Annotated in this window: 22 protein-coding genes, 1 tRNA gene and 4 pseudogenes; 9 read left to right on the top strand and 18 right to left on the bottom strand. The window is 50.2% G+C overall.

Going from position 1 to position 26037, the window contains the following annotated elements:
- The 12 genes and pseudogenes from A7589_RS11550 to A7589_RS11495 all read right to left on the bottom strand — a co-directional run.
- Positions 1-1523, bottom strand: a 1523-nt coding sequence (locus A7589_RS11550; protein WP_286174496.1) for an AAA domain-containing protein, incomplete at its 3' end; no start/stop codon positions are given.
- A 488-nt stretch (positions 1524-2011) separates the two neighbouring features.
- Positions 2012-2959 (bottom strand): annotated as a pseudogene (locus A7589_RS11540) (nucleotidyl transferase AbiEii/AbiGii toxin family protein).
- On the bottom strand, positions 2952-3347 hold the full coding sequence (locus tag A7589_RS11535) for a DUF6088 family protein (RefSeq protein ID WP_000152740.1): 396 nt from the start codon (positions 3345-3347) through the stop codon (positions 2952-2954). Before A7589_RS11535 ends, A7589_RS11540 begins: the two are co-directional and overlap by 8 nt.
- Before the next feature lie 69 nt (positions 3348-3416).
- Positions 3417-4007: pseudogene (locus A7589_RS11530) on the bottom strand (DUF4942 domain-containing protein); the annotation flags it as partial.
- Between the two features lie 127 nt (positions 4008-4134).
- On the bottom strand, positions 4135-4557 hold the full coding sequence (locus A7589_RS23255) for a hypothetical protein (protein WP_225087906.1): 423 nt from the start codon (positions 4555-4557) through the stop codon (positions 4135-4137).
- A 120-nt stretch (positions 4558-4677) separates the two neighbouring features.
- Positions 4678-7011, bottom strand: coding sequence for a primase-helicase zinc-binding domain-containing protein (locus tag A7589_RS11520; RefSeq protein WP_108188840.1), 2334 nt, complete (start codon positions 7009-7011; stop codon positions 4678-4680).
- Between the two features lie 14 nt (positions 7012-7025).
- Entirely contained in the window at positions 7026-7346 is a 321-nt protein-coding gene (locus A7589_RS11515; protein ID WP_000856729.1) for a DUF5375 domain-containing protein, read from the bottom strand.
- 135 nt (positions 7347-7481) lie between these two features.
- Complete coding sequence (locus A7589_RS11510; protein ID WP_000459294.1) at positions 7482-7937, bottom strand: hypothetical protein; 456 nt, start codon at positions 7935-7937, stop codon at positions 7482-7484.
- Positions 7930-8217, bottom strand: a complete 288-nt coding sequence (locus A7589_RS11505; RefSeq protein ID WP_001244665.1) for a derepression protein — start codon at positions 8215-8217, stop codon at positions 7930-7932. Before A7589_RS11505 ends, A7589_RS11510 begins: the two co-directional genes overlap by 8 nt.
- A complete protein-coding gene (locus A7589_RS23680; RefSeq protein WP_001365039.1) occupies positions 8210-8407 on the bottom strand; it encodes a host cell division inhibitor Icd-like protein in 198 nt (65 codons plus the stop codon). Before A7589_RS23680 ends, A7589_RS11505 begins: the two co-directional genes overlap by 8 nt.
- Positions 8408-8431: 24 nt before the next feature.
- Positions 8432-8758: pseudogene (locus tag A7589_RS23675) on the bottom strand (ash family protein); the annotation flags it as partial.
- 2 nt (positions 8759-8760) lie between these two features.
- Positions 8761-9027: a helix-turn-helix transcriptional regulator gene (locus A7589_RS11495; RefSeq protein WP_001149156.1), complete on the bottom strand. Its 267-nt coding sequence runs from the start codon at positions 9025-9027 to the stop codon at positions 8761-8763.
- A gap of 552 nt (positions 9028-9579) precedes the next feature.
- Between A7589_RS11495 and sid the strand changes: the two genes are divergently transcribed.
- The 4 genes from sid to A7589_RS11465 all read left to right on the top strand — a co-directional run bounded on the left by sid (position 9580) and on the right by A7589_RS11465 (position 13640).
- Positions 9580-10314 carry a capsid size-determining scaffold Sid gene (gene sid, locus A7589_RS11485; protein WP_001283027.1) on the top strand — a complete coding sequence of 245 codons (735 nt, stop codon included), beginning with the start codon at positions 9580-9582 and terminating at the stop codon, positions 10312-10314.
- Positions 10311-10811 carry an ogr/Delta-like zinc finger family protein gene (locus A7589_RS11480; protein WP_000638635.1) on the top strand — a complete coding sequence of 167 codons (501 nt, stop codon included), beginning with the start codon at positions 10311-10313 and terminating at the stop codon, positions 10809-10811. Before sid ends, A7589_RS11480 begins: the two co-directional genes overlap by 4 nt.
- A gap of 73 nt (positions 10812-10884) precedes the next feature.
- Positions 10885-11457, top strand: coding sequence for a phage polarity suppression protein (locus A7589_RS11475; RefSeq protein ID WP_000446131.1), 573 nt, complete (start codon positions 10885-10887; stop codon positions 11455-11457).
- Between the two features lie 416 nt (positions 11458-11873).
- A complete protein-coding gene (locus A7589_RS11465) occupies positions 11874-13640 on the top strand; it encodes a GmrSD restriction endonuclease domain-containing protein (protein WP_063081156.1) in 1767 nt (588 codons plus the stop codon).
- Positions 13641-13678: 38 nt separating this feature from the next.
- Here A7589_RS11465 and A7589_RS11460 read toward each other — a convergent pair whose 3' ends face one another.
- Positions 13679-14944 (bottom strand): tyrosine-type recombinase/integrase, encoded by a 1266-nt coding sequence (locus A7589_RS11460; protein ID WP_023142081.1) that lies wholly within the window; start codon positions 14942-14944, stop codon positions 13679-13681.
- A 163-nt stretch (positions 14945-15107) separates the two neighbouring features.
- A tRNA-Leu gene (locus A7589_RS11455) sits at positions 15108-15192 on the bottom strand.
- A 152-nt stretch (positions 15193-15344) separates the two neighbouring features.
- On the opposite strand from A7589_RS11455, the pseudogene A7589_RS11445 reads away from it, so the two are divergent.
- A pseudogene (locus A7589_RS11445) lies at positions 15345-15476 on the top strand (alcohol dehydrogenase); the annotation flags it as partial.
- Positions 15477-15592: 116 nt separating this feature from the next.
- Positions 15593-17095 carry a helicase HerA-like C-terminal domain-containing protein gene (locus A7589_RS11440; protein WP_001294529.1) on the top strand — a complete coding sequence of 501 codons (1503 nt, stop codon included), beginning with the start codon at positions 15593-15595 and terminating at the stop codon, positions 17093-17095.
- 121 nt (positions 17096-17216) lie between these two features.
- On the opposite strand, the gene lptG is transcribed toward A7589_RS11440, so the two are convergent.
- The 3 genes from lptG to ytgA form a co-directional block, all read right to left on the bottom strand.
- Positions 17217-18299: an LPS export ABC transporter permease LptG gene (gene lptG / locus A7589_RS11435; protein WP_001182249.1), complete on the bottom strand. Its 1083-nt coding sequence runs from the start codon at positions 18297-18299 to the stop codon at positions 17217-17219.
- Complete coding sequence (lptF, locus tag A7589_RS11430) at positions 18299-19399, bottom strand: LPS export ABC transporter permease LptF (protein WP_000584137.1); 1101 nt, start codon at positions 19397-19399, stop codon at positions 18299-18301. Before lptF ends, lptG begins: the two co-directional genes overlap by 1 nt.
- Positions 19400-19461: 62 nt before the next feature.
- A complete protein-coding gene (gene ytgA / locus A7589_RS23250) occupies positions 19462-19512 on the bottom strand; it encodes a protein YtgA (RefSeq protein ID WP_211180521.1) in 51 nt (16 codons plus the stop codon).
- A 153-nt stretch (positions 19513-19665) separates the two neighbouring features.
- Here ytgA and pepA point away from each other — a divergent pair, with 153 nt between their 5' ends.
- The 3 genes from pepA to valS all read left to right on the top strand — a co-directional run bounded on the left by pepA (position 19666) and on the right by valS (position 24637).
- Positions 19666-21177 carry a leucyl aminopeptidase gene (gene pepA, locus A7589_RS11425; RefSeq protein ID WP_000397162.1) on the top strand — a complete coding sequence of 504 codons (1512 nt, stop codon included), beginning with the start codon at positions 19666-19668 and terminating at the stop codon, positions 21175-21177.
- A 161-nt stretch (positions 21178-21338) separates the two neighbouring features.
- Positions 21339-21782, top strand: coding sequence for a DNA polymerase III subunit chi (gene holC, locus A7589_RS11420; protein WP_000786391.1), 444 nt, complete (start codon positions 21339-21341; stop codon positions 21780-21782).
- A complete protein-coding gene (gene valS, locus A7589_RS11415; protein ID WP_000416371.1) occupies positions 21782-24637 on the top strand; it encodes a valine--tRNA ligase in 2856 nt (951 codons plus the stop codon). The genes holC and valS overlap by 1 nt, the downstream gene beginning before the upstream one ends.
- 49 nt (positions 24638-24686) lie before the next feature.
- Here valS and A7589_RS11410 read toward each other — a convergent pair whose 3' ends face one another.
- Positions 24687-25874, bottom strand: a complete 1188-nt coding sequence (locus A7589_RS11410) for a YjgN family protein (RefSeq protein WP_001014716.1) — start codon at positions 25872-25874, stop codon at positions 24687-24689.
- Positions 25875-26037: the final 163 nt, after the last annotated feature.

The raw sequence follows: 26037 nt of genomic DNA, 5'->3' as shown, positions 1-26037 counted from the left end.
AATATAGGGGCAAATCCAATCGCATACACAAGCGACTCATCAGCACGGTATTGCTGCCACTGCTTTTTACCTCTGGCTAAAAGTGAAATTTCATTGCCAATATTAAAAAGGAGTGTGTTTTTGTCCTTAAGATACTGGTCGAGATTCTCACTGATGGCTCGCCGTTCATGGCGGATATTTTTGAGTCTGCGCCATGCGGGTTCGATTTGCTGAAGTTGCATAAACTGTGAAGTTAAACGCTCATGCAAAAGCTTCACTACATGCTCTGGGGAATTGCACTCCCCGACGCCAAAAGCCACCTCAGCTTTTTCAAGGTAAAAGGCCCGGGCATTTGCCAGGTATTCCAGGGATTCAACGCGGTTAAAAAAATCTTCAGTCTGGTATTTTTTCGCAGCCTCAATCTTACGGCTTTTAGACGGAAAATAAGCGCCATAGCTTTTTACCTCCGGCAACCAACGTCCAGCCATTACGCCAAAACCAGTAGAGAAGTCTTTTCCAAAGGCTTCAATAATATTGGTGACGGCCTGATTGTTAGTTGATGTGGCAATAATTACAGGAGGTTCAGTTTGATTAAGTGCAGCTCTTGCCCATTCGGTGGCAATAATAGAAAGCACCAGCGTGGTTTTACCGGTTCCCGGGGGACCATTGACAGCGAGCATATCGCCTGGTCGTTGAGTCAGATAATGGCTCAGGGCATCGCGCTGCGCCACAGCCAGCGGGAACTTATCGCCAGAATGCCCCAGACGTTCGCAGAACATAGCATTCTTAGCGAGAAGTGGCTCCACCGGGGCCATCTCATTTGAGGCAAAACGCGTTAATAACGGAACCTTAACCTGGCTCATCAGCAGATGATCATACATAGGCAGGATATGAACACTGGCCCCTACATGCTGGCTCGCTTTGACAATATAACCATATCCAGCCCGTTCATATGGCTCAGGTGTAGCAACCCAATTTCCAGCAACGTTTCTTAAAAGGTTGTTTGATTGTTGAAGATAATTTTGCCAATGCTGGCGATACCTGGCATGGCGCTCCGCTTTCTCTTCGTCAGTTTCTTCATAATGTTCCGGTTCATCTTCATTAATAGTGGCTGTGTTATGCGTAGTTTTGTATTTGTCATATTGCGCCAACTCACCAATAGAAAAATGGCCGGAAGGGAGAGGTTCAAGCAGATCGCGGGGAATAGTAGCTGAAGCAGCAGGGAACAAAAAACCTTCTCTATTCAGGAGAGCGGAAGTAACCAGTGGCGTGATAATTGCGGGTGCACCTGCCGTTTGTTCTTTGCCATGTTTTACTATGCGGTTCCACACCTGGGGTCGTAACACGACTTCAACGGTTTTTACCGACTCCCCTTCACCGTCAAAAAATGCCCGAATAGTCTCGTCATCCAACTGCCCTGCGGTGATGTTTATCCACCGAGTGAATGAGTCGGTATCTTTACGTGAAAACGTTCCTTTACCAGATTCGGCGTCAGCTAAGGAGTTGCGCCAGTATGAAGTAAATCCCAACGTATTGCTGTCCATTTTCCATTCCGTGACATAATAGAAATCATTGATTTCATTAATGTAAATATTATTTATGATTAAACATTGTCCACGATGCGAGCGCGATCGCAATAAATATTGTGCCTGGAGGATGGATTAGATTTTCTGAAAGGGCTGAATCCTTAATAAATGAGCGCATACATACCTGGTTCGATATTCTTAAGGGATTTAATATGGATTGAATCAGGTTGACGTTAGTTGAAAAAAACAGCGGAAAAGATTTGTATAGTGCGGATTTTAGACACAAAAAAAGCCGCCCTTGAGCGACTTGATTTGCATACGATGGGGTGCAAGGCCGCACCGCTCTTTCAAACATAATTCATTGAAATTAATGTGATTTATTAACCCAAAAATCACTTTGTATACTCAGCGCGATTCTCTGAGAAATCAACAACCTGAATAATCAGTCGGTACTTTAACGCTTCACAATGTTTATCGGAATTTCAAGTAAAGACAAATGCTGTATATCAAGTATTCAGGATGGATAACGCTAAGCTCCTAAACCTGGAGTAAGCCTCATCCCATGTGATCTTTCGCTCTCCATACACCATTGGAGAAACAAACTGCTGATAGCGCATCTGGTAGAGAGGATTGTTCGCCAACTCATCCAGTCCCATTTTTAACTCATCAACTGGACACGCGCAAAACTGCGGGTACTGGTTGCCGTAACGCTGAATGTCCTGCTCAATAGTTTGTTGAACAAAATCAACGAGCAGACTCATATCAACATGACTCGTCTCAACAATACAGTTTGTATCGTAGATATGACGTACCAGCGATGCATCATCAAATCGCTCAACATCTCGCACAACTGCCGCAGTACGACGTAACATCGCCACCAGCTTTTCAGCCTGTGTGCTAATGATAGTTGCGCATGGAAACGCTGAAACAATAGCCGCTTTTCCCGTGATCCCTGTTACCAGTGAATGAATATCCCGTAATTCAGAGGGCTACAGTAACTTTGCTTCCATCAGTTCCAGCCGGATAAAAGGACGCAAACAAGGTGCCTACACCACTCGCTGTGGATAACGAACAGGTATGTCATTATAACGATATTCATCCCGCGTCACTTTTGGGTAATCATCATCAAAATTGAACACACCCGATGAAGCTATTGCACTGGAAACTGCCTGAACAATTTCTTTACGGGTATTTTTTCGCTGAGTGCGGGAAAGTGTCTGAAATGCATCCTTAGGCACCAGTTTGATATCCACATCTTCCGACATGCGATTAAGTGCGACACCTGATTTTGCCAGAGCAGTTCCTCCGGCAAACACCAATTGATGAGTATCGAACACCAGAGGTTTAAGTAATTGCAAAAGCTCAACGATATAGTGATCTTTTTCCACAATTGCGACAGACTCAATACCAAGCGCGTCAGCCACTTCAGAAAAAAGAGTGGTTAAATCATCCATTTAATCTGCTGTTCCCTACAGATAATACGCGTTTAAAACGCCGGGGGGTTTTTATCTCCGGTGAAGCTGGGATCTGCGTAGAAGTACCGCTGTTGTATGCCTGCGTTGCACCAGCAAAACGATAGCGTACTTTCAGGCGTTCCAGCGTTTCGACAATCACCGCTGAAGAGCCTCCGGGAGCCGCTGGCATTACCTTACCTGTAATACTGTTCCGCCGTGCTTTGGTATATACGCCATAACCAACCTTCAACAGTTGCCCTTCCCTGACAAGATCGCGCAATACCCGACCAACCTGATCGTAGCCTGCAATATCTTTAAAGTCGTCACGAGTGAATACGTAACGTTTAGAACGTTTCAGTCGTGACTGAATGCGTGCTTTTATCGTCATATTCGCCTCCTGAGTCATTGCATAAAGAGTAGCAAAAATACGACATTTTAGATAGCAAACATACGACATTCATTTTGCTGATAACGCTGACGGATAGTGCTTCGCCACAATGTCATTCATCTTATCCACCAGATCCAGTCGCTTGAATGTGATATGCCCACTGCCTTTCTGGTAATAGCGGATGACAAATAAATCGTCATCAAATACCTGCTCATGCGGGTGAGAACTAACGAAGTCCATAAACCAAATCGCAACATCATGCCGGTTATCGGGAATGGTCTTCCCATCCAGCAGATAGAACATCCGTTCCAGATCGGCGAGTTGATCTCCTCGCCAGCCCCAGTTCAGGCTGTAGCCCCATCTGTCATGCTTCACCAGATTGTTAACGATAATCTTCTTACCGAAATAACAGGGATTATTGGTTTTGTAATCCCAGCTCAATCCCTTAAATACATTGATAATCCCACGTTCGAAAACATCCTGCTTATTGTGGTGAAGTTGTTCAAAGGTACTCAGGATGTTGGCTTCGCTAATCGCCGGGAGATCGCCCTCCTCCAGGTTCTTTGCCCACTGACTGCGAGCGTCGGCATACATCAGAGTCAACATCCCGGACTTCAGCATGAGATCGCGCCAGATGCTGCGATCGATATTGCGGGTGATGTGGGTTGAGTCAGGTTGACTTCAGTTGAGGAGAAAAGCTGGAAAAGCCTTGTGTGGCGCGGATTTGAGGCATAAAAAAAGACCTCAGTTGAGGTCTATTTACATACTTTTGGTGCGAAGGCCGGACTCAAACATTAAAATAAGTTAATGATAAAAAACAAATAATAAAACACAACAATGAAATATGCCCCCTTTTGTGCCCCCACTGTTTTTCTGACCAATCTATTTTCAGCCCATCAATAAATCGGAAAGTTAAATAATTTTTAATCAGTAAGTTTGGATCCGTAGCCCGGATCCAAACCAGTGCATCTTTTATCCACATAAAAATTTTTTTTTCGAAAGAACTGTTCACACTGTTCACCTTTCTTTTTTCTCCTTTTATTTCAGTATGATAGGTGGTGAATAATGGGTGAAGGGTGAACATTCGATTCTTCACCTCCGGCATTCTGCCGGTGTGACTCATACCGGTGATTAATCCCCCCGTACTGAAAATCACACAGGGAGAAAAAAGTTTTTTTTGATTTGATTGTTCACACTGTTCACCTTTCATTTTTCTCTTTTAATTTCAGTGTGATAACGGGTGAATATACGGTGAAGGGTGAACAGTGGATTGTTCACCTTCGGGGGAGGTCGGGATAAAAAAAAGACCGGCAGATGCCGGTCAGGTGGGTCAGGTTGTTGCAGGGTCGTCACATTTTGGCAGCCAGTCGCCGTAGCTTTCCTCTTTCAGTGTCAGGTTGGTCTGTATCCCTTGTTTGGTATGGCGCTTCTCGTAATTCAGTCCGTATTCCTTCAGCATCACCGGCAGCCCCAGCCCGAACATTTTCAGACTGAGTACATTCCGGTAGCCGTTTGCCTCCATGTAGGCCAGATAGGCGTGATAGAGGTATTTACGGTAATTACGCGGGATGATACTGGCGTTCCCCATATACATGCCGCTGGTCTGCGGCAGGGTTTCCAGATAGCCGATAAAATCAAACGTCGGGTCGGCATCCCGTTTGATGTTCAGCGCCTCGTCTGAGTTCTGCTGGGACTGAAGCAGTGACCGGGCGAGCATCGGGTCGCTGAACTTCTGCATCAGGTGACGCACGATGACCGCCAGCTCGCGGGTGATTTTGTCCTTAAGCTGCGGGTCGCGCTCCTGCGGGGCTATCTGTTCCGGGAAGTGAATAATCACCCGCCGGCGTGACACGCCGCCGCTGCGGTCGGTGAAGCGCATCGGGTTATTGTTCACGGCCAGAATCACCGCCGGGATGTGCGTGGAGTACGCATCCCGGTATTTCGGGTCAACGGACACTGCATCGCCGCCGGTGATGGCCTTGAGTCCGGCTCCGTCGCCGCTCCATTTTTCCTGGTCCGGCAGGCGTATCAGTGAGAAGCCAGTTAACGCGGCACGTTCACGCGGGGATTCCAGCGTCTCGATGGTGGCCGACGTGGCGTTATCCTCACCGGCCAGCAGGGTGGCTATTTCGGCCATGATACTTTTGCCGCTGCCGCCGGGACCGGTCACCTCCAGAAAGAGCTGCCAGTCGTAGCGGTTTGCCAGCACCATAAACAGTGCGGCCAGAATCACGTCGCGTTTTTCCGCACGGCCACCGGCGGCACGGTCAAGCCAGCGCCAGAACGCGGGGGCGTGGGTCTCCAGCGTTTCACCGTCCACCGGCGGGGTGAAATCCACATCGCACAGGGTGCGCATCCAGTGTGACGGACTGTGCGGATGGAACGTGCCGTTCTGCGTGTCGAGCACGCCGTTACGAAAGCCAATCAGGCGGCGGGAGGGGGCTTCCTGCTGCGGAATAATCAGCTTCAGGGTGTCCACCACGGAGGCCACCTTCCCGGAGGAGAACGGCGCGCGCAGACGCTGAAACAGCCCGGCCACATCCCGGGCAAAGTCCTGTGGCGGCAGCACCTTCCAGACACCATTTTCATAGCGGGACAGAAGCTGGCCGTTGGCATCGACCGCGAGCGCCTCGCCGTAATGCTCATAGATACGCATGGCCTTTTCGCTGGTACTCATGGCGGAAAACTCTGCTTCGCTCATGGTGTCGAACGGGCTTTCAGCCGGTGGCCGGATGGCATCGTAAATGGCCTTACGGGTGGCCTCCCCGCCGTACTGCGTGAAGGCATCATTCCAGTCACCGAAGACCGGCGGCAGGGCAACAACACCTTCACACGCATCTGCGGCTGCGGCGGCTTTTTTCTGGCCGTCACCGCTGAGGTCACGGTCAGCGGCAAGGACAATCTGACAGGCGGGGTGCTTCTGCCGGGCAAGGCTGGCCAGAGAAAGGAGGTTCACGGAAGAAAGCGCCACCATCACCGTTTCACCGGTCAGGTGATGCACGGTAAGTGCGGTCGCGTATCCCTCCGCTATCCACAGACGTTTTCCGGCCTGGTTCTGTCCTTCAAGGGTGTGACAGGTGCCCCTGACCTGCCCGCCTTTCAGGGTGCGCTTACGGCCGTCAGCACTGATTAACTGAAGGTTAACCAGTTCGCCGCTGTCGTCATACAGTGGCACCACAAGGTCACCGGCGCGCCAGCTCACGCCACCGGCTCTGTGTGTGCCGGTCAGCATCCGGCATTCCCGGCCGGGAAAGCCCTTGCGGGTCAGGTAGGCGTTACCGGTTCCGGGACGGGTTTTTGCCATCAGGGTTTGTGCCAGTGCGGCAGCGTTCTTCCGGGCAGCGTCTGTTTCAGCAACGGCGGCGGCCGTCACTGCCGGGTCAGCCGGTGGCAGGCTACCGGTCACGGCAGCCACCTTTGCGGCCGCGTCGGACGGGGAAACACCAAACACCTTTTCAACCAGTTTCAGGCCGTCACCGGCACCACACTGATTGCAGTACCAGGTGCCGCGCCCCTCCCTGTCATCAAAACGGAAGCGGTCACTCCCGCCACAGACCGGACAGGGCTGATGACGGTTTTTCAGCACCTGAATCCCCAGCGCCGGGAGAATACGCGGCCAGTGGCCGAGTGCATGGCTGACGGTGGCGGTTACGTTCATTTTCATGGTGTTGTTCTCCTTCAGTGCAGTACCGGCGCTTTTATGTGACGGGCACAGAGTTCATCCATCACAACCAGCCCGAGAAAGGACAGCGACGGCGCGGCCTTCAGGGGGCCGGATTCCATTAAATCTTCCAGCAGGGCACAGGCTATCTGACGCCCTTTTTCCTCACCGTGCTGGCGCAGATAAAAGCCTTCCAGCTCAGCGGCGATGGCCGCCTCCAGTGACTCAAGGGTGAGATGCGGGTAGCGGTGCTGACGTTCGCACACGGTCAGCCAGGCACAGGCGACAGCGCGACGGTAAAGGGCAGCGCGTAAGACGGGCGGTAAGGGTGTTTTCATTTGCTTTCCTCCCTGTGACAGATGACTGCATTCCGTGCCGGTTGCATTAACTGATAAGGCATATCTGCGTCTCCTGAAGACGTGCGTATCCCTGCGCGAATACGCACATTTAATTTTTCGGGTGTCGTTTTTTAATTACAGATAATTGCGGTAACTGTTATCCGGGGTGATTTCCGGGTCAGGCTCCGTGCGGGGAATTTCCCGCCATTCCCGCGCCACCGGTGCCGCCCGGCTGACCGGAACAGGGTCCTGCGGGTAAATATCCAGATATTTCTCCCGCCATTTCTGTAATTCCGGGTCTCCGGCCATTTCTTTCAGTACCGCATGCCGGTTTACGGGGCTGCGTTTAAACAGGTCAGGACGGTCACAGGTAAATTCCCGCAGAAAACGCCCCAGCGGGATGTCTGTGGTGCGCCCGTCGGCGAGGATACGCACAAGGATACTGAATTTACGGCGGTACGGGTTCCAGACAATGTCCGGGCAGCGGTACGGCATTTCCCACGGAATACCGTCTTCCAGAATGCCGACTACGGCCACATCGGGAAAACCGGCAGAACGGTAAATCTCACCGGGCTGGGGAAAATCAAACATGCGTCCTGTCTCCCCGGTCTTTCTGCTGGGCGAGAAAATCGCGGCACAGGCCTTTGGCTTTCAGCTCATTCAGCACAAAATCAATATCTTCATTCAGGTAGCTGAAAATATGCGGAATGTAGAGCTGATGCAGGCCGGAGAGTTCTCGGTGAATCAAATCACCCCCAACAAACTGGGATACGGCGCTGGCGCGGTTGAGCTTATGGTAAGCCTCAATGCTGAGGTGTTCACGGGCGTCATGACGCGCTGAGACGGTCTGAGGGGCTTTTTTATTACGCACGGGACACCTCCACCACCGGCAGACGGGCAGCAAGGGAGAGCACATAGTCACGGACAAGGGAACGGCGGGCGCTGCGTTCATCACCGGCGACGGTGCGAAGCATGCAGATACGGGGATGACGGTCTGCGCGACGGACAGCCGCAAACACAAAGACAAATTCAGGGTGTGAGGGGGTAAGGGTTGTAGCCATGATGGCAGCCTCCTTGAAGTAACAGTTACAGCTACCACTGGAGTTCCTACGCTCATGGGTGGTAGCCCGGACGGGGGTAGGAATACCGGCCTTCAAGGAAACCGGCCAGCCCGAAGGCTGCCCCGCCCGGACCACCATTATCTGACAGAGGCTACGGTTTAAAAACCACAGCCAGAAAAACAGGTGTGCCGAAGCAACGACGTAAAAAAAGACGCATGGCGCGTCATATGTCGCCTTGAAGTAACTCGGGTTCCTACGCCCGGCTGCCGATTTTGCGGCAGCGGAGAAACTATATCCGCAAATGCCGGAAAAAGGCAAGCCAGAAAAAGGGACTTTTTGCAGAGCGGGCATCATCATGCGTCGTACCCCCGTTTGCGTCCGGCAATGCGCCCGGCCATCCATGCGGTGATTTCAGAGTGCAGCCAGGCCACATTTTTACCGCCAAGACTCACCTGCGGCGGAAATTCCCCCTTACGGATGAGTTCATAGATGGTCGAGCGTGACAGGCCGCACAGGTGCATCACTTCCGGCAGACGTAAAAAACGCTCCTGCGTGATGTCCGGCAGCGGCATCAGTGGCGTCACAGGGGCAGGAGACGGGGAAGAAAAAACAGCTTGCATCGGGCTACCTCGTTAATGTCCATACAGCACCGGATAAGTCCGTCCGGCTTCGGGTAGCGCTTTATTTTGTGAATATTTTCAGCAGACGCAACAGGGGGGATTTGTTCCGGCAGCCTTACAATTGCTGTGTGTTTTTTGCACATCAGCGCCAGATAGCTTTAAAACGCTCTGGAAGGAGCTGGAAAAAATTATAGTGAAATACAAATCGTTTTTTCTTATTCATTCCCGGCGAATTAATAAAAACAAACAGTAATAAACAGCACAAAAAGCCCATCAACGGGTGAACAGTGGTGAACAGACGGTGAACAGTCATTACTGCGATTGTTCACCCTTTAACTTACTGTATTACTTATCTTTTTTCTTATGGTGAACAGAGGTGAACAGTAAAATATAAAAAAACAAACAGTAAGCCGGTTTTTCCTGCGACCTTTTCCTGGCTTGCCGGTCTGAGGATGAGTCTCCTGTGTCAGGGCTGGCACATCTGCAATGCGTCGTGTTGTTGTCCGGTGTACGTCACAATTTTCTCAACCTGAAGTGACGAGGAGCCGGAAAATGTCTGACAACACCATCCCTGAATATCTGCAACCCGCGCTGGCACAACTGGAAAAGGCCAGAGCCGCTCATCTTGAGAACGCCCGCCTGATGGATGAGACCGTCACGGCCATTGAACGGGCAGAGCAGGAAAAAAATGCGCTGACGCAGGCCGACGGAAACGACGCTGACGACTGGCGCACGGCCTTTCGTGCAGCCGGTGGTGTCCTGAGCGACGAGCTGAAACAGCGCCACATTGAGCGCGTGGCACGCCGGGAGCTGGTACAGGAATATGACAATCTGGCCGTGGTGCTGAATTTCGAACGTGAACGCCTGAAAGGGGCGTGTGACAGCACGGCCACCGCCTACCGGAAGGCACATCATCACCTTCTGAGTCTGTATGCAGAGCATGAGCTGGAACACGCCCTGAATGAAACCTGTGAGGCGCTTGTCCGGGCAATGCATCTGAGTATCCTGGTACAGGAAAATCCGCTCGCCAACACCACCGGCCATCAGGGCTACGTCGCACCCGATAAAGCTGTCATGCAGCAGGTGAAATCATCGCTGGAACAGAAAATTAAACAGATGCAAATCAGCCTCACCGGCGAGCCGGTTCTCCGGCTGACCGGACTGTCAGCGGCAACACTCCCGCACATGGATTATGAGGTGGCAGGCACACCGGCACAGCGCAAGGTGTGGCAGGACAAAATAGACCAGCAGGGTGCAGAGCTTAAGGCCAGAGGACTGCTGTCATGATTTACTGCCCGTCGTGTGGACATGTTGCTCACACCCGCCGCGCACATTTCATGGACGATGGCACCAAGATAATGATTGCACAGTGCCGGAATATTTATTGCTCTGCGACATTTGAAGCGAGTGAAAGCTTTTTCTCTGACAGTAAAGATTCAGGAATGGAATACATTTCAGGCAAACAGAGATACCGCGATTCACTGACGTCAGCCTCCGGCAGTATGAAACGCCCGAAAAGAATGCTTGTTACCGGATATTGTTGTCGGAGATGTAAAGGCCTTGCACTGTCAAGAACATCGCGGCGTCTGTCTCAGGAAGTCACCGAGCGTTTTTATGTGTGCACGGATCCGGGCTGTGGTCTGGTGTTTAAAACGCTTCAGACCATCAACCGTTTCATTGTCCGCCCGGTCACGCCGGACGAACTGGCAGAAAGCCTGCATGAAAAACAGGAACTGCCGCCAGTACGCTTAAAAACACAATCATATTCGCTGCGTCTGGAATGAGGGCTGCCGGTTAACACCGGCCGTCGCCGCACACCGTATTTTTATTCTTCAGCATGATGAGAAAGAGATAACGATGGAAAGCACAGCCTTACAGCAGGCCTTTGACACCTGTCAGAATAACAAAGCAGCATGGCTGCAACGCAAAAATGAGCTGGCAGCGGCCGAACAGGAATACCTGCGGCTTCTGTCAGGAGAAGGCAGAAACGTCAGTCGCCTGGACGAATTACGCAATATTATCGAAGTCAGAAAATGGCAGGTGAATCAGGCCGCCGGTCGTTATATTCGTTCGCATGAAGCCGTTCAGCACATCAGCATCCGCGACCGGCTGAATGATTTTATGCAGCAGCACGGCACAGCACTGGCGGCGGCACTGGCACCGGAGCTGATGGGCTACAGTGAGCTGACGGCCATTGCCCGAAACTGTGCCATACAGCGTGCCACAGATGCCCTGCGTGAAGCCCTTCTGTCCTGGCTTGCGAAGGGGGAAAAAATTAATTATTCCGCACAGGATAGCGACATTTTAACGACCATCGGATTCAGGCCTGACGCGGCTTCGGTGGATGACAGCCGTGAAAAATTCACTCCTGCGCAGAACATGATTTTTTCGCGTAAAAGTGCGCAACTGGCATCACATCAGTCTGTGTAAAATTCCCCGAAAATCCGCCTGTTTTTACTGAAAAAAGCCATGCATCGATAAGGTGCATGGCTTTGCATGCGTTTTCCTGCCTCATTTTCTGCAGACCGCGCCATTCCCGGCGCGGCCTGAGCGTGTCAGTGCAACTGCATTAAAACCGCCCCGCAAAGCGGGCGGGCGAGGCGGGGAAAGCACTGCGCGCGTTCAAAGAGAGATGCTATTTCTTCATAAACAAATAGCTGACGTAAAGTATATGATAGTAATGCTTCATACAGAATTCTGTATAGCGTGAGCAAGGTCTCACGAAAATACTATGAAACCCTTTGCTTAAAAGTGGCAAAGGTCATAAGGAGTTATACAATATGGAAATTGCTAATTTTATAAGCAAGTAATATATTGAGGAAACATTTAATGTTCAAGGAGAAGCCATGGCTGAGTTAGCATCACAACCTACACCAATCCAATCAATCTATAACTGGTTCATTGAAGGAAAACTATACGTTAATAGACGTTATCAGAGAAAGTTAGTTTGGACTTTGGAAGAAAAGCAAAAACTTATAGATTCGATATTACGTAAATATCCAATACCTGCAATTTTAATTGCAGAAAGAGAAAGCGAACCCGGCACATATGAAATAATAGATGGCTTACAAAGGCTACATGCCATCATGTCATTCATTGAAACAAGATACACTTCAATAGATGGCTTTTTGTTTAATTTGCAATTTTTCCCGACAGCACAAACTAGGGCTGATGAAGGGGGATTCATACCTAATGACGACGAAAAAAAATTATCTCAAAGAGAAGTAGGTACAATTTTAGATTACACTCTTGCATTATCTATTATGAGAAATGCAAGCGAAGGTGAAATAAATGATGTTTTTGATAGAATTAACTCCTACGGACATCGCCTTAGTGATCAAGAGAGAAGGCAAGCAGGTGTAGAAAACAACTTCTCACATATGGTAAGAAATATTGCTTGCTCAATACGTGGTGATGTTTCTAAGGATAACATCCTATTAGGTGACATGCCCGCTATCAGCATAGATTTACCATCTATGAAACACGGCTATGAGATTCAAGCAGAGGAAACATTTTGGGTTAAGCACGGAATATTACGTTCAACAGATTTAAGAGATAGTATGGATGAACAATGCATTGCAGATATAGCAGCCTGCATCATTGGAGGATCTTTAATAGAACGTTCTAAAGACGCTTTAGATAAGATATATGATAGTAACCATGATGAAAGCATAAGAATCAATGCTGCATTAGATGTGTATGATCCAAAAAAATTCACAGAGGAATTTAAGTACTGCCTTGACGAAATATTAAAAACTTGTAATGAAGGCGAGTTCGTAAAATTACGAGATCAAATATTCGAAGAAACTAATACAAACGGTTTCCCTGCTGTATTCAGTATTTTATTCATTGCATTTTTTGAATTGATAGTTAAAGACAATAAGAAAATTAGCAATTATGCCGAGTTAAAACAAAACATTAACAATATAGTAAGTCGAATTACCGTCGGTAGAAGAGCTGGTTCATCTACAGGAAGACGAACAAATATCAATGCTGTCAAAGGGGTAATAGGTGATTGCTTTGTCGTGAGTAGTGAACCATTGCCAATCTATAACAATCATTCAACTATTGATATAGAAGGTGTAATTAGAAGATCCGAAATTGAATTAGCTTCTTATGAGTTAAAACAAGGAATTCTACAGTTACACGGGCAAAGAGAAGAAAACTTAGAAGTTACAGAGAGAATAATAAACACCATTTGCGCCATGGCTAATAATGGAAAAGGTAGCACAGGGAAAATAATAATTGGAGTGACCGATCAAGAACAGCATGCAGATTTAGTTTCACAACTAGATCGAATTGAACCGATAAAGATTGGTTCAAGGTATGTTGTTGGTGTTAAAAGAGAAGCGGCTAAGATGGGTATTAGCTTGGAAGACTATTTTTCAAAATGGGCTACAGCGATAAGAAATTCAGATCTTAGTGAACCACTCAAAAGTCAAGTTCTTTCCACCATGGATTTTAATGATTTCTATGGTCTTGGATTATTAATTATAACTATCCCACCACAGCAAAATATATCATCTGTTGGTGATAACGTGTATTGGCGTGATGCAGATAACACGAAACTTGCTAATGGTATTCAAGTTGCAAGAATCGCACAACGTTTCTAATTAATTTATAAGAGGAGGGTATAACCTTCCTCTTTTTACTATAATATGCTTTTCAATGCCGCATATTCATAGGGAGTTATAGATTCTGATTTGTTATGATCTAAATAGTCTGCCCACCATTGAACCATCAATCGTCTTTCATCCAAATGTTCAGAAGTATGAATGTAAGCTGCCCGCACATTATTTCGCTCTGAATGGCTCAACTGCCGCTCTATAGCATCATCGCTCCATAAACCTGACTCACCCAACGCACCACGCGCCATCGTCCTGAACCCATGCCCGCAGACCTCGGTTTTTGTGTCATATCCCATCGCACGCAATGCGCTGTTTATTGTGTTTTCACTCATAACCTTAGTTGCGTCATGATAACCCGGAAAAAGTAACTCCTTATCACCACTAATCTGCTTAAGCTGCTCTAACAAAATCATCGCCTGCCGACTAAGCGGAACGATATGCTCCTCTTTCATCTTCATGCCACGGTACGAATAACGCACCCCCTTAATTTCTTCTCGTTTTGCAGGTATGCGCCAAAGAGATTTATCGAAGTCGAATTCACCCCAACGCGCGAAACGTAACTCGCTGGAACGCACAAAAGTAAGTAACGAAAGCTCAACCGCAATTCGTGTCATTACACGCCCACGATATGCAGCAAGGCGAGCAAGAAACTCAGGTAACCTGCTGGAGGGTAAGGCAGGGTAATGTCGCGCTTTGGTTGTCGATAACGCACCGGCCATGTCACTGGCTGGATTAGAGTCGATATAATCGTTCTGTACGGCATAACGCATAATAGCCGTGACACGCTGCTGAAGACGCTGTGCAACGTCATGCTTGCCACTGGCATCAACCTTTTTAATAGGGGCTAACAGGTGGCTGGTTTTGAGCTGGCGAATGTCAGATGAACCGATATATGGAAAGATATAAAGTTCAAGATAGCGAAGAACGCGCAATCGATGGTCTTCACTCCATCGCTTGTTACTAGCATGCCATTCACGAGCAATGGTTTCGAAAGTATATGCCCCCGAGTTCTCGGCCTGAGCCTCTTTCTGTTCGGCTTTTGGATCAATGCCCTGCACTAATAGCTTTTTGGCTTCATCGCGTTTTGCTCTTGCCTGAGCAAGCGTCACAGTAGGCCAAACACCAAAAGCGAGGCGATCCTCTTTTTTGTCAGAGGGGCGTCTGTATTTCATACGCCAATATTTTGATCCTTTGGCCGAAACCTCAAGGTACAAACCGCCGCCATCGGCCATTTTGTAGGTTTTGTCTTTTGGTTTTGCGGTCTCGACCTGTCTGGCGCTGAGCTTCATTTGGGGGCACATTTCTAATCGAAGTTAAGATGCCCCCAATTATGCCCCCAATGGCATCCGGATTTCAACGGACAACCTCGGACGACTCAGGACGTAAAAATCGCTGCAATAATTGATTTTTAAGGAATAATTGGACTTTCTCGGATGGTCTTGGAAGAACTAATGGTGCCGAAGGCCGGACTCGAACCGGCACGTATTTCTACGGTTGATTTTGAATCAACTGCGTCTACCGATTTCGCCACTTCGGCACTGAAGAGGTATGCGGAAAACGTTGTGGATTATACCTGTCACGCGTCACCATGCAAGCGCCAGCTTACGCCTGCCTCGCTAAGTGCTGAAAATTTCAGCATTGTCTTCCACGATGTGTAACCTCTGTCACACTCCAGGCACCTGCCCGACCATGCTCTACACTTCCCGCAGCAAAGTCGCACCAACAACCGAACTGTTCCCAATGTCGAAAATTAACGATGCCATCCAGCATGTACGTGACGGTAAGGCGCGCTGCCGCGTGGTCCTGAAAGCCGACTTCTAATCCCTTTACCAGGCCGATTCTGCCCGGCCTTTAAGACATCTCGCAATCGGCTGAATTTAGTGGTGAAAACTTTTCAACCGTGCCTATACTCCAGGCAGGGAACTGGAGGAAATCTCATGAGCGAACCACTTTTAATTGCACGCACGCCTGACACGGAACTGTTTTTATTACCCGCTATGGCTAACCGTCACGGGCTGATTACTGGCGCAACGGGGACGGGTAAAACTGTCACGCTGCAAAAACTAGCGGAATCACTGTCAGAAATCGGTGTACCCGTGTTTATGGCCGATGTGAAAGGCGATTTGACCGGGGTTGCACAGGAAGGTACGACCTCGGAAAAACTGCTCGCTCGGTTGAAAAGTATCGGCGTCAACGACTGGCAACCACATGCGAATCCAGTGGTGGTGTGGGATATTTTTGGTGAGAAAGGTCATCCAGTACGGGCTACGGTCTCCGATCTGGGGCCGCTGTTGCTTGCACGACTGTTAAATCTCAACGACGTGCAAACTGGTGTGCTGGATATCATCTTCCGCATTGCTGACGATCAGGGACTGTTGTTGCTCGACTTTAAGGATCTTCGGGCCATTACCCAGTACATCGGAGATAACGCCAAATCATTCCAGAATCAGTATGGCAATATCAGTAACGCATCTGTTGGTGCAATCCAGCGCGGATTACTGTCGCTGGAGCAGCAAGGAGCGACGCATTTCTTTGGCGAGCCAATGCTGGATATCAAAGACTGGATGCGTACCGATACTAACGGTAAAGGCGTTATCAATATCCTTAGCGCCGAAAAGCTCTACCAGATGCCAAAACTGTACGCTGCCAGTCTGCTGTGGATGCTTTCAGAGTTGTATGAGCAACTGCCGGAAGCGGGGGATCTGGATAAACCGAAACTCGTCTTTTTCTTCGACGAAGCGCATCTGCTGTTTAACGATGCACCGCAAGTGCTGCTGGATAAAATTGAGCAGGTAATACGGCTTATCCGCTCGAAAGGCGTGGGCGTCTGGTTTGTCTCGCAAAACCCTTCGGATATACCCGACAACGTACTCGGGCAGTTGGGGAATCGCGTTCAACACGCTCTGCGTGCATTTACGCCGAAAGACCAGAAAGCAGTGAAGACGGCAGCGCAAACCATGCGACCCAATCCAGTGTTTGATACAGAAAAGGCAATCCAGGAGCTGGGAACCGGCGAAGCGTTGATCTCATTTCTGGATGCGAAAGGTAGTCCTTCTGTGGTGGAGCGTGCAATGGTGATTGCGCCTTGTTCACGGATGGGACCGGTGACGGAAGATGAGCGTAACGGCCTGATTAATCACTCGCCGGTATATGGCAAGTATGAAGATGACGTGGATCGGGAATCTGCCTATGAGATGCTGCAAAAAGGAGTGCAAACCAGTACCGAACAGCAAAATAATCCACCAGCCAAAGGAAAAGAGATGGCTGTGGATGACGGTATTCTCGGTGGGTTAAAGGACATTTTGTTTGGCACTACCGGACCGCGTGGCGGAAAGAAAGATGGCGTAGTGCAGACTATGGCGAAAAGTGCCGCCCGCCAGGTCACGAACCAGATTATACGCGGTGTGCTAGGGAGTTTACTTGGGGGAAGAAGAAGGTAAGTCAGGTGCTGTCTGTGCCCCTCCCCCTCAGCCCAAAGGGGCGAGGGGACCGATCGAGCTCGTATTTGACTTTATCAAAAATCTGAAAGGGAGCCTTCGCTCCCTTTCTTCACTCATCTGGTTACGATTTTCTCATTAACAGCCACAGGCTGATTAAGAAGAAACTTGCACTTGGCAACAGTGCGCCGATGATCGGCGGGATGCCGTAAACCAACGTCAGCGGGCCGAAGATCTGATCCAGTACATAGAACACAAAACCGAAGCTGATACCAGTAACCACGCGCACGCCCATCGGCACGCTACGCAGTGGGCCGAAGATGAACGACAGTGCCATCAGCATCATCACCGCCACGGATAGCGGCTGAAAGATTTTGCTCCACATGTTGAGCTGATAACGTCCAGCGTCCTGACCGCTCGACTTCAGATACTTCACATAGTTGTGCAAACCGCTGATGGAGAGTGCATCCGGATCCAGCGCCACCACGCCCAGTTTGTCTGGAGTGAGGTTGGTTTTCCAGGTGCCACTCACGGTCTGTGAACCGGTGATTTGTTTTGGATTAGTCAGGTCAGATTCATCAACCTGCGACAGACGCCAGACTTTATGTTCAGGATCAAACTTCGCGGAAGCGGCATAGCGCACAGATTGCAGACGACGATTTTCGTTAAAGGCATAAATACTGATACCCCCTAACTCTTCATCACCTTTAACCCGCTCAATGTAGACAAAGTTGTCGCCATCTTTCGCCCATAAGCCTTGCTGGGTAGAGAGCAACGAGCCGCCGTACATCGCCTGTGCACGGTAGTTACGTGCCATCTGCTCGCCCTGCGGTGCGACCCATTCGCCAATCGCCATCGTCAGCAGGACCAGCGGAATGGCGGTTTTCATTACCGACAACGCCACCTGCATACGGGTAAAACCAGAAGCCTGCATCACCACCAGTTCGCTGCGCTGCGCCAGCATCCCAAGACCCAGCAATGCCCCCAGCAGAGCCGCCATCGGGAAGAAGATTTGCACATCTTTCGGCACGCTCAGCAGAGTATACATTCCTGCGCCTAACGCGTCGTAACTCCCCTGCCCGGCTTTTTTCAGCTGATCGACAAATTTGATAATGCCGGAGAGCGACACCAGCATGAACAGCGTCATCATGATGGTGGTGAAAATAGTTTTACCGATATAGCGGTCAAGTACGCCAAAAGGTTGCATCACACCGCTCCTTTACGCGAAAAACTGGCGCGCAGGCGGCGGACCGGCACGGTGTCCCAAAGGTTGAGAACAATCGCCAAAGCCAGATAAATCAGGTTAACAGTCCACATCCACAGCGTCGGGTCCAGCTTACCTTTGCCGCCGTTCGATTTCAGGGAGGTCTGGATCAGGAAGAAAAGCAGATACAGCAGCATCGCAGGCAACATCGACAGTACGCGTCCCTGACGTGGGTTAACCACACTCAGCGGTACGACCATCAACGCCATCATAAACACGGTGAATACCAGCGTGATACGCCAGTTTAGCTCCGCACGGGCGCGATCGGTGTCGGTGTTCCACAACGTGCGCATGTCCATCTGGTCGGTATCGTTCGGGTCGAGCGCCACCGCCTGGTGACCAATGATCGCCTGATAATCCTGGAAGTCAGTAATGCGGAAATCACGTAATAGTGCAGTGCCTTCGAAACGCGTTCCCTGGTTGAGAGTCACCACCTGAGAGCCATCCCGCAACTGAGTTAAATGTCCGGAATCGGCCACCACCACAGAAGGTCGTGCATTACCTTTTGGTCGAATTTGCGCGAGGAACACATCTTTGAAATCGCTGCCGTCAACGCTTTCGATGAACAGCACCGAGCTGCCATTGGTCGCTTGCTGGAATTGCCCTTGCGCCAGCGCAGCCATGCCAGGGTTAGCTTTCGCTTCGGCTAACACCTCATCCTGATGACGCGATGACCACGGCCCCGCCCACATGACGTTAACCGCCGCGACAATCGCCGTGAACACCGCGAGAACCATTGCCGCTTTCACCAGAACCGCTTTGCTCAGGCCGCAGGCATGCATTACCGTAATTTCACTTTCGGTATACAGTTTACCCAACGTCATCAGCAGCCCGAGGAACAGGCTTAATGGCAGGATAAGCTGCGCCATTTCCGGCACGCCCAACCCGAGAAGGGAGAGCACCAGGTTCGCCGGAATGTCGCCGTCAACCGCTGCGCCGAGTATCCTCACTAACTTTTGACAGAAGAAGATCAAAAGCAAGATGAAGAGTATCGCCAGCTGGCTTTTGAGCGTCTCCCGAACCAGATATCTTATGATTATCACTTTAAATACGCCCGTAAAAACTCGTCTTTTGCAGGATTTTAGCTTGTTTCATGGCTTAAACGTCATTTATTCTCTTGAGTCGTCGAAATCGTCGCTAAGATAATTATACTCAACGGATTCACCTCTCAGATTTTGTTCTGACGTGCCAATGCCGTAATAACGTTAAGATTAACACGAAGTCATCGCAACAGCGGACATGAGTTACGAAAGCTTGCAATTCTATCTGTAGCCACCGCCGTTGTCTTTAAGATTCAGGAGCGTAGTGCATGGAGTTTAGTGTAAAAAGCGGTAGCCCGGAGAAACAGCGGAGTGCCTGCATCGTCGTGGGCGTCTTCGAACCACGTCGCCTTTCTCCGATTGCAGAACAGCTCGATAAGATCAGTGATGGGTACATCAGCGCCCTGCTGCGTCGGGGCGAACTGGAAGGAAAACCGGGGCAGACCCTGTTGCTGCACCATGTGCCAAATGTGCTCTCCGAGCGCATCCTCCTTATTGGTTGCGGCAAAGAACGTGAGCTGGATGAGCGTCAGTACAAGCAGGTTATTCAGAAAACCATTAATACACTGAATGATACTGGTTCAATGGAAGCTGTCTGTTTCCTGACCGAGCTGCACGTCAAAGGTCGCAACAACTACTGGAAAGTGCGTCAGGCGGTCGAGACGGCAAAAGAGACGCTCTACAGCTTTGACCAGCTGAAAACAAACAAGACCGAGCCGCGTCGTCCGCTGCGTAAGATGGTCTTCAACGTGCCGACCCGCCGCGAACTGACCAGCGGTGAGCGCGCGATCCAGCACGGTCTGGCGATTGCTGCCGGGATCAAAGCCGCGAAAGATCTCGGCAATATGCCACCGAATATCTGTAACGCCGCTTACCTCGCCTCTCAGGCGCGCCAGTTGGCTGACAGCTACAGCAAGAATGTCATCACCCGCGTTATCGGCGAACAGCAGATGAAAGAGCTGGGGATGCACTCCTATCTGGCAGTTGGTCAGGGTTCACAAAACGAATCGCTGATGTCGGTGATTGAGTACAAAGGTAATGCGTCAGAAGATGCGCGCCCGATTGTGCTGGTGGGTAAAGGTTTAACCTTCGACTCCGGCGGTATCTCGATCAAGCCTTCAGAAGGCATGGATGAGATGAAGTACGATATGTGCGGCGCGGCGGCGGTTTACGGCGTGATGCGGATGGTCGCGGAGCTGCAACTGCCGATTAACGTTATCGGCGTTCTGGCAGGGTGCGAAAACATGCCAGGCGGTCGTGCCTATCGTCCGGGTGATGTGTTAACCACCATGTCCGGTCAAACCGTTGAAGTACTAAACACCGACGCCGAAGGCCGTCTGGTGCTGTGCGATGTGTTAACTTACGTTGAGCGTTTTGAGCCGGAAGCGGTAATTGACGTAGCGACGTTGACCGGTGCCTGCGTAATCGCGCTGGGTCATCACATCACCGGCCTGATGGCGAACCATAATCCGCTGGCCCATGAGCTGATTGCCGCGTCTGAACAGTCTGGCGACCGCGCATGGCGTTTACCGCTGGGTGATGAGTATCAGGAACAGCTGGAATCCAATTTTGCTGATATGGCGAACATTGGCGGGCGTCCTGGCGGGGCGATTACCGCAGGTTGCTTCCTGTCGCGCTTTACCCGTAAGTACAACTGGGCGCACCTGGATATCGCGGGAACCGCATGGCGTTCTGGAAAGGCAAAAGGCGCAACCGGTCGTCCGGTAGCGTTGCTGGCACAGTTCCTGCTGAATCGCGCTGGGTTTAACGGCGAAGAGTAATTGCGTCAGGCAAGGCTGTTATTGTCGGATGCGGCGTGAGCGCCTTATCCGACCTACACACAGCACTGAACTCGTAGGCCTGATAAGACACAACAGCGTCGCATCAGGCGCTGCGGTGTATACCTGATGCGTATTTAAATCCACCACAAGAAGCCCCATATATGAAAAACGCGACGTTCTACCTTCTGGACAATGACGCCACCGTCGATGGCTTAAGCGCCGTTGAGCAACTGGTGTGTGAAATTGCCGCAGAACGTTGGCGCAGCGGTAAGCGCGTGCTCATCGCCTGTGAAGATGAAAAGCAGGCTTACCGGCTGGATGAAGCCCTGTGGGCGCGTCCGGCAGAAAGCTTTGTTCCGCATAATTTAGCGGGAGAAGGACCGCGCGGCGGTGCGCCGGTGGAGATTGCCTGGCCGCAAAAACGTAGCAGCAGCCCGCGTGATATATTGATTAGTCTGCGAACAAGCTTTGCAGATTTTGCCACCGCTTTCACAGAAGTGGTAGACTTCGTTCCTTATGAAGATTCTCTGAAACAACTGGCGCGCGAACGCTATAAAGCCTACCGCGTGGCTGGTTTCAACCTGAATACGGCAACCTGGAAATAATGGAAAAGACATATAACCCACAAGATATCGAACAGCCGCTTTACGAGCACTGGGAAAAGCAGGGCTACTTTAAGCCTAATGGCGATGAAAGCCAGGAAAGTTTCTGCATCATGATCCCGCCGCCGAACGTCACCGGCAGTTTGCATATGGGTCACGCCTTCCAGCAAACCATCATGGATACCATGATCCGCTATCAGCGCATGCAGGGCAAAAACACCCTGTGGCAGGTCGGTACTGACCACGCCGGGATCGCTACCCAGATGGTCGTTGAGCGCAAGATTGCCGCAGAAGAAGGTAAAACCCGTCACGACTATGGCCGCGAAGCCTTCATCGACAAAATCTGGGAATGGAAAGCAGAATCCGGCGGCACCATTACCCGTCAGATGCGTCGTCTCGGCAACTCAGTGGACTGGGAGCGTGAACGCTTCACCATGGACGAAGGCCTGTCCAATGCGGTGAAAGAAGTTTTCGTTCGTCTGTATAAAGAAGACCTGATTTACCGTGGCAAACGCCTGGTAAACTGGGATCCGAAACTGCGCACCGCTATCTCTGACCTGGAGGTGGAAAACCGCGAATCGAAAGGTTCTATGTGGCACATCCGCTATCCGCTGGCTGACGGTGCGAAGACCGCAGATGGTAAAGATTATCTGGTGGTTGCGACTACCCGTCCGGAAACCCTGCTGGGCGATACCGGCGTGGCTGTTAACCCGGAAGATCCGCGTTATAAAGATCTGATTGGCAAATATGTCATTCTGCCGCTGGTTAACCGTCGTATTCCGATCGTTGGCGACGAACACGCCGACATGGAAAAAGGCACCGGCTGCGTGAAGATCACTCCGGCACACGACTTTAACGACTATGAAGTGGGTAAACGTCACGCCCTGCCGATGATCAACATTCTGACCTTCGACGGCGATATCCGTGAAAGCGCCCAGGTGTTCGATACCAAAGGCAATGAATCCGACGTTTATTCCAGTGAGATCCCGGCAGAGTTCCAGAAACTGGAACGTTTTGCTGCACGTAAAGCGATCGTTGCTGCGGTTGACGCACTCGGCCTGCTGGAAGAAATTAAACCGCACGACCTGACCGTTCCTTACGGCGACCGTGGCGGCGTGGTTATCGAACCGATGCTGACCGACCAGTGGTACGTTCGTGCCGACGTGCTGGCGAAACCGGCGGTTGAAGCAGTTGAGAACGGCGACATTCAGTTCGTACCGAAGCAGTACGAAAACATGTACTTCTCCTGGATGCGCGATATTCAGGACTGGTGTATCTCTCGTCAGCTGTGGTGGGGTCACCGTATCCCGGCATGGTACGACGAAGCGGGTAACGTTTATGTTGGCCGCAACGAAGATGAAGTGCGTCAAGAAAATAACCTCGGTGCGGACGTCGCGCTGCGTCAGGACGAAGACGTTCTCGACACCTGGTTCTCTTCCGCGCTGTGGACCTTCTCTACTCTTGGCTGGCCGGAAAACACCGACGCCCTGCGTCAGTTCCACCCAACCAGCGTGATGGTTTCTGGCTTCGACATCATCTTCTTCTGGATTGCCCGCATGATCATGATGACCATGCACTTCATCAAAGATGAAAATGGCAAACCGCAGGTGCCGTTCCACACTGTTTACATGACCGGCCTGATTCGTGACGACGAAGGCCAGAAGATGTCCAAATCCAAGGGTAACGTTATTGACCCGCTGGATATGGTCGACGGTATTTCGCTGCCTGAACTGCTGGAAAAACGTACCGGCAACATGATGCAGCCGCAGCTGGCGGACAAAATCCGTAAGCGCACCGAGAAGCAGTTCCCGAACGGCATTGAGCCGCACGGTACTGACGCCCTGCGCTTCACCCTGGCGGCGCTGGCTTCTACTGGTCGTGACATCAACTGGGATATGAAGCGTCTGGAAGGTTACCGTAACTTCTGTAACAAACTGTGGAACGCCAGCCGCTTTGTGCTGATGAACACAGAAGGTCAGGATTGCGGCTTCAACGGCGGCGAAATGACGCTGTCGCTGGCGGATCGCTGGATTCTGGCGGAGTTCAACCAGACCATCAAAGCATACCGCGAAGCACTGGATAGCTTCCGCTTCGATATCGCTGCTGGCATTCTGTATGAATTCACCTGGAACCAGTTCTGTGACTGGTATCTGGAGCTGACCAAGCCGGTAATGAACGGTGGCACCGAAGCCGAACTGCGTGGTACTCGCCATACGCTGGTGACCGTGCTGGAAGGTCTGCTGCGCCTCGCGCATCCGATCATTCCGTTCATCACCGAAACTATCTGGCAGCGCGTAAAAGTGCTTTGCGGCATCACCGCTGACACCATCATGCTGCAGCCGTTCCCGCAGTACGATGCATCTCAGGTTGATGAAGCCGCACTGGCCGATACCGAGTGGCTGAAACAAGCGATCGTTGCGGTACGTAACATCCGTGCAGAAATGAACATCGCGCCGGGCAAACCGCTGGAGCTGCTGCTGCGTGGTTGCAGTGCGGATGCAGAGCGTCGCGTGAATGAAAACCGTGGCTTCCTGCAAACGCTGGCGCGTCTGGAAAGCATCACCGTGCTGCCTGCCGATGACAAAGGTCCGGTTTCCGTTACTAAGATCGTCGACGGCGCAGAGTTGCTGATCCCGATGGCAGGCCTCATCAACAAAGAAGATGAGCTGGCGCGTCTGGCGAAAGAAGTGGCGAAGATTGAAGGTGAAATCAGCCGTATCGAGAACAAGCTGGCGAACGAAGGCTTTGTCGCCCGCGCACCGGAAGCGGTCATCGCTAAAGAGCGTGAGAAGCTGGAAGGCTATGCAGAAGCGAAAGCGAAGCTGATTGAACAGCAGGCTGTTATCGCTGCACTGTAATCAATACAGTAAAGAAAATGAAGGCCGGAGCATACTCCGGCCTTTTTATTTAGATAAACGGAACATACGGCATAATACCGCGAGAAATCCACATTAACAGACCGCTATCCTGCGGTTTGTCATCATTGGTTAACTCCAGCGAATCAAGGTCACCCTGAACGTGGGTATTGTTGGCAATCCAGCTAATCATCCACATTTTCAACCAGGGGTAAGCCAGGCCACAGGTGATTGAGGCTCCCATTAATACTGCAAACATGCGCAGAAGCATACCGAACGTGGTAATGGACGAATGAAAACGAATTGTTCCATTTGCCAGCGTTAAATTATTCAGAAACAGATTGCGTAACGTGACATAGAGATAAATAGAAAACACAAGAATCGCAACAAAATACAGGAAGTAGGAAGCCGTAATCTGCGGGTAATATTGCAATACAAGCTCACTTCCTGCATCAGACTGCCCCAACATGCTCATCATTATTAACTGCTGGAATACTGGCGCAATCATAATACCAATCACAATGATGAAAGGAGCCATAGTTAATATTGCGAGTGTACATCCTTTAATGCATTCTTTTACGTTTACCTGAACAGAAAACTTATGAATGCCAAAAGTTGCATTGTTACCCAGCAATGGCATCCATTTACTATAGGTTATACCATGGACGACACCCAGCCCGATGGCAGAAAGCAAACTTAACGCGACTAAGTTAAAGAATAATCCTCCTATCGATGTCGTCACTTGCGCAATAAGATACAGTGCGAACCAAAAAGCTAACGCCAACAGAACAGGCAGACCTAACATGACCCACCATGCACGGAGCATCGAGCAGTTAAAGCCAAAGCGAATGCCATTCAGTGAGGTCATGTTCGTCTGATATTGCAGACTCTTCACTGCCATGCAAGGAATACCGCAGATCAAGAGAGCAAACAGGAGAAAACCAAGAACAAAGTGCTGGCCTGAAAAACAAGAAATACTGAGAAGATAAACGACCATAATAAGGAACATGCTAACGAAAATGGCACCACCAGTTCCCTTATAACTAAATGGTTGCCCATTGAGTGTCACATGTTGATAAATATAACGACGGCATTTCACCAATGCCCACGGCCCATATATTCCCAGAGTAATAATTGTCAGTAAAAAATTCACAAGACAAATAAGAAAATACTCACCACCTTTGCCTGTAAAAACAAATGAGTGACGAGAATTATCTTTCCCGACGTTTACACCATTCATGAATCATATCCCTAAAATAAATTCCATTCATATAGATAATAATCCCAGTAAATTGATACTGGTACGCCTAGAATACGCTTTCTCAAAGAGATATATGCTTAATATTTTCTGATTTATCTTCTTCTTGCACCGCATAAGCGAGGGTGGTATTAAAGTGAGCTAT

This window comes from Escherichia sp. MOD1-EC6475 (genome assembly GCF_003046645.1).
Taxonomy (GTDB): domain Bacteria; phylum Pseudomonadota; class Gammaproteobacteria; order Enterobacterales; family Enterobacteriaceae; genus Escherichia; species Escherichia ruysiae.
Note: the sequence above shows the minus strand (reverse complement) of the source record. Positions and strands in the feature narration are given on the sequence as shown.

What these genes read in the sequence shown, in the direction of transcription:
- A7589_RS11535 (WP_000152740.1), bottom strand. Translation starts at nt 3,347, where the DNA reads ATGACGATAAAAGCACGCATTCAGTCACGACTGAAACGTTCTAAACGT.
- A7589_RS23255 (WP_225087906.1), bottom strand. Translation starts at nt 4,557, where the DNA reads ATGAAAGGTGAACAGTGTGAACAATCAAATCAAAAAAAACTTTTTTCT.
- A7589_RS11520 (WP_108188840.1), bottom strand. Translation starts at nt 7,011, where the DNA reads ATGAAAATGAACGTAACCGCCACCGTCAGCCATGCACTCGGCCACTGG.
- A7589_RS11515 (WP_000856729.1), bottom strand. Translation starts at nt 7,346, where the DNA reads ATGAAAACACCCTTACCGCCCGTCTTACGCGCTGCCCTTTACCGTCGC.
- A7589_RS11510 (WP_000459294.1), bottom strand. Translation starts at nt 7,937, where the DNA reads ATGTTTGATTTTCCCCAGCCCGGTGAGATTTACCGTTCTGCCGGTTTT.
- A7589_RS23680 (WP_001365039.1), bottom strand. Translation starts at nt 8,407, where the DNA reads ATGGCTACAACCCTTACCCCCTCACACCCTGAATTTGTCTTTGTGTTT.
- A7589_RS11495 (WP_001149156.1), bottom strand. Translation starts at nt 9,027, where the DNA reads ATGCAAGCTGTTTTTTCTTCCCCGTCTCCTGCCCCTGTGACGCCACTG.
- sid (WP_001283027.1), top strand. Translation starts at nt 9,580, where the DNA reads ATGTCTGACAACACCATCCCTGAATATCTGCAACCCGCGCTGGCACAA.
- A7589_RS11480 (WP_000638635.1), top strand. Translation starts at nt 10,311, where the DNA reads ATGATTTACTGCCCGTCGTGTGGACATGTTGCTCACACCCGCCGCGCA.
- A7589_RS11475 (WP_000446131.1), top strand. Translation starts at nt 10,885, where the DNA reads ATGGAAAGCACAGCCTTACAGCAGGCCTTTGACACCTGTCAGAATAAC.
- A7589_RS11465 (WP_063081156.1), top strand. Translation starts at nt 11,874, where the DNA reads ATGGCTGAGTTAGCATCACAACCTACACCAATCCAATCAATCTATAAC.
- A7589_RS11460 (WP_023142081.1), bottom strand. Translation starts at nt 14,944, where the DNA reads ATGAAGCTCAGCGCCAGACAGGTCGAGACCGCAAAACCAAAAGACAAA.
- A7589_RS11440 (WP_001294529.1), top strand. Translation starts at nt 15,593, where the DNA reads ATGAGCGAACCACTTTTAATTGCACGCACGCCTGACACGGAACTGTTT.
- lptG (WP_001182249.1), bottom strand. Translation starts at nt 18,299, where the DNA reads ATGCAACCTTTTGGCGTACTTGACCGCTATATCGGTAAAACTATTTTC.
- pepA (WP_000397162.1), top strand. Translation starts at nt 19,666, where the DNA reads ATGGAGTTTAGTGTAAAAAGCGGTAGCCCGGAGAAACAGCGGAGTGCC.
- holC (WP_000786391.1), top strand. Translation starts at nt 21,339, where the DNA reads ATGAAAAACGCGACGTTCTACCTTCTGGACAATGACGCCACCGTCGAT.
- valS (WP_000416371.1), top strand. Translation starts at nt 21,782, where the DNA reads ATGGAAAAGACATATAACCCACAAGATATCGAACAGCCGCTTTACGAG.
- A7589_RS11410 (WP_001014716.1), bottom strand. Translation starts at nt 25,874, where the DNA reads ATGAATGGTGTAAACGTCGGGAAAGATAATTCTCGTCACTCATTTGTT.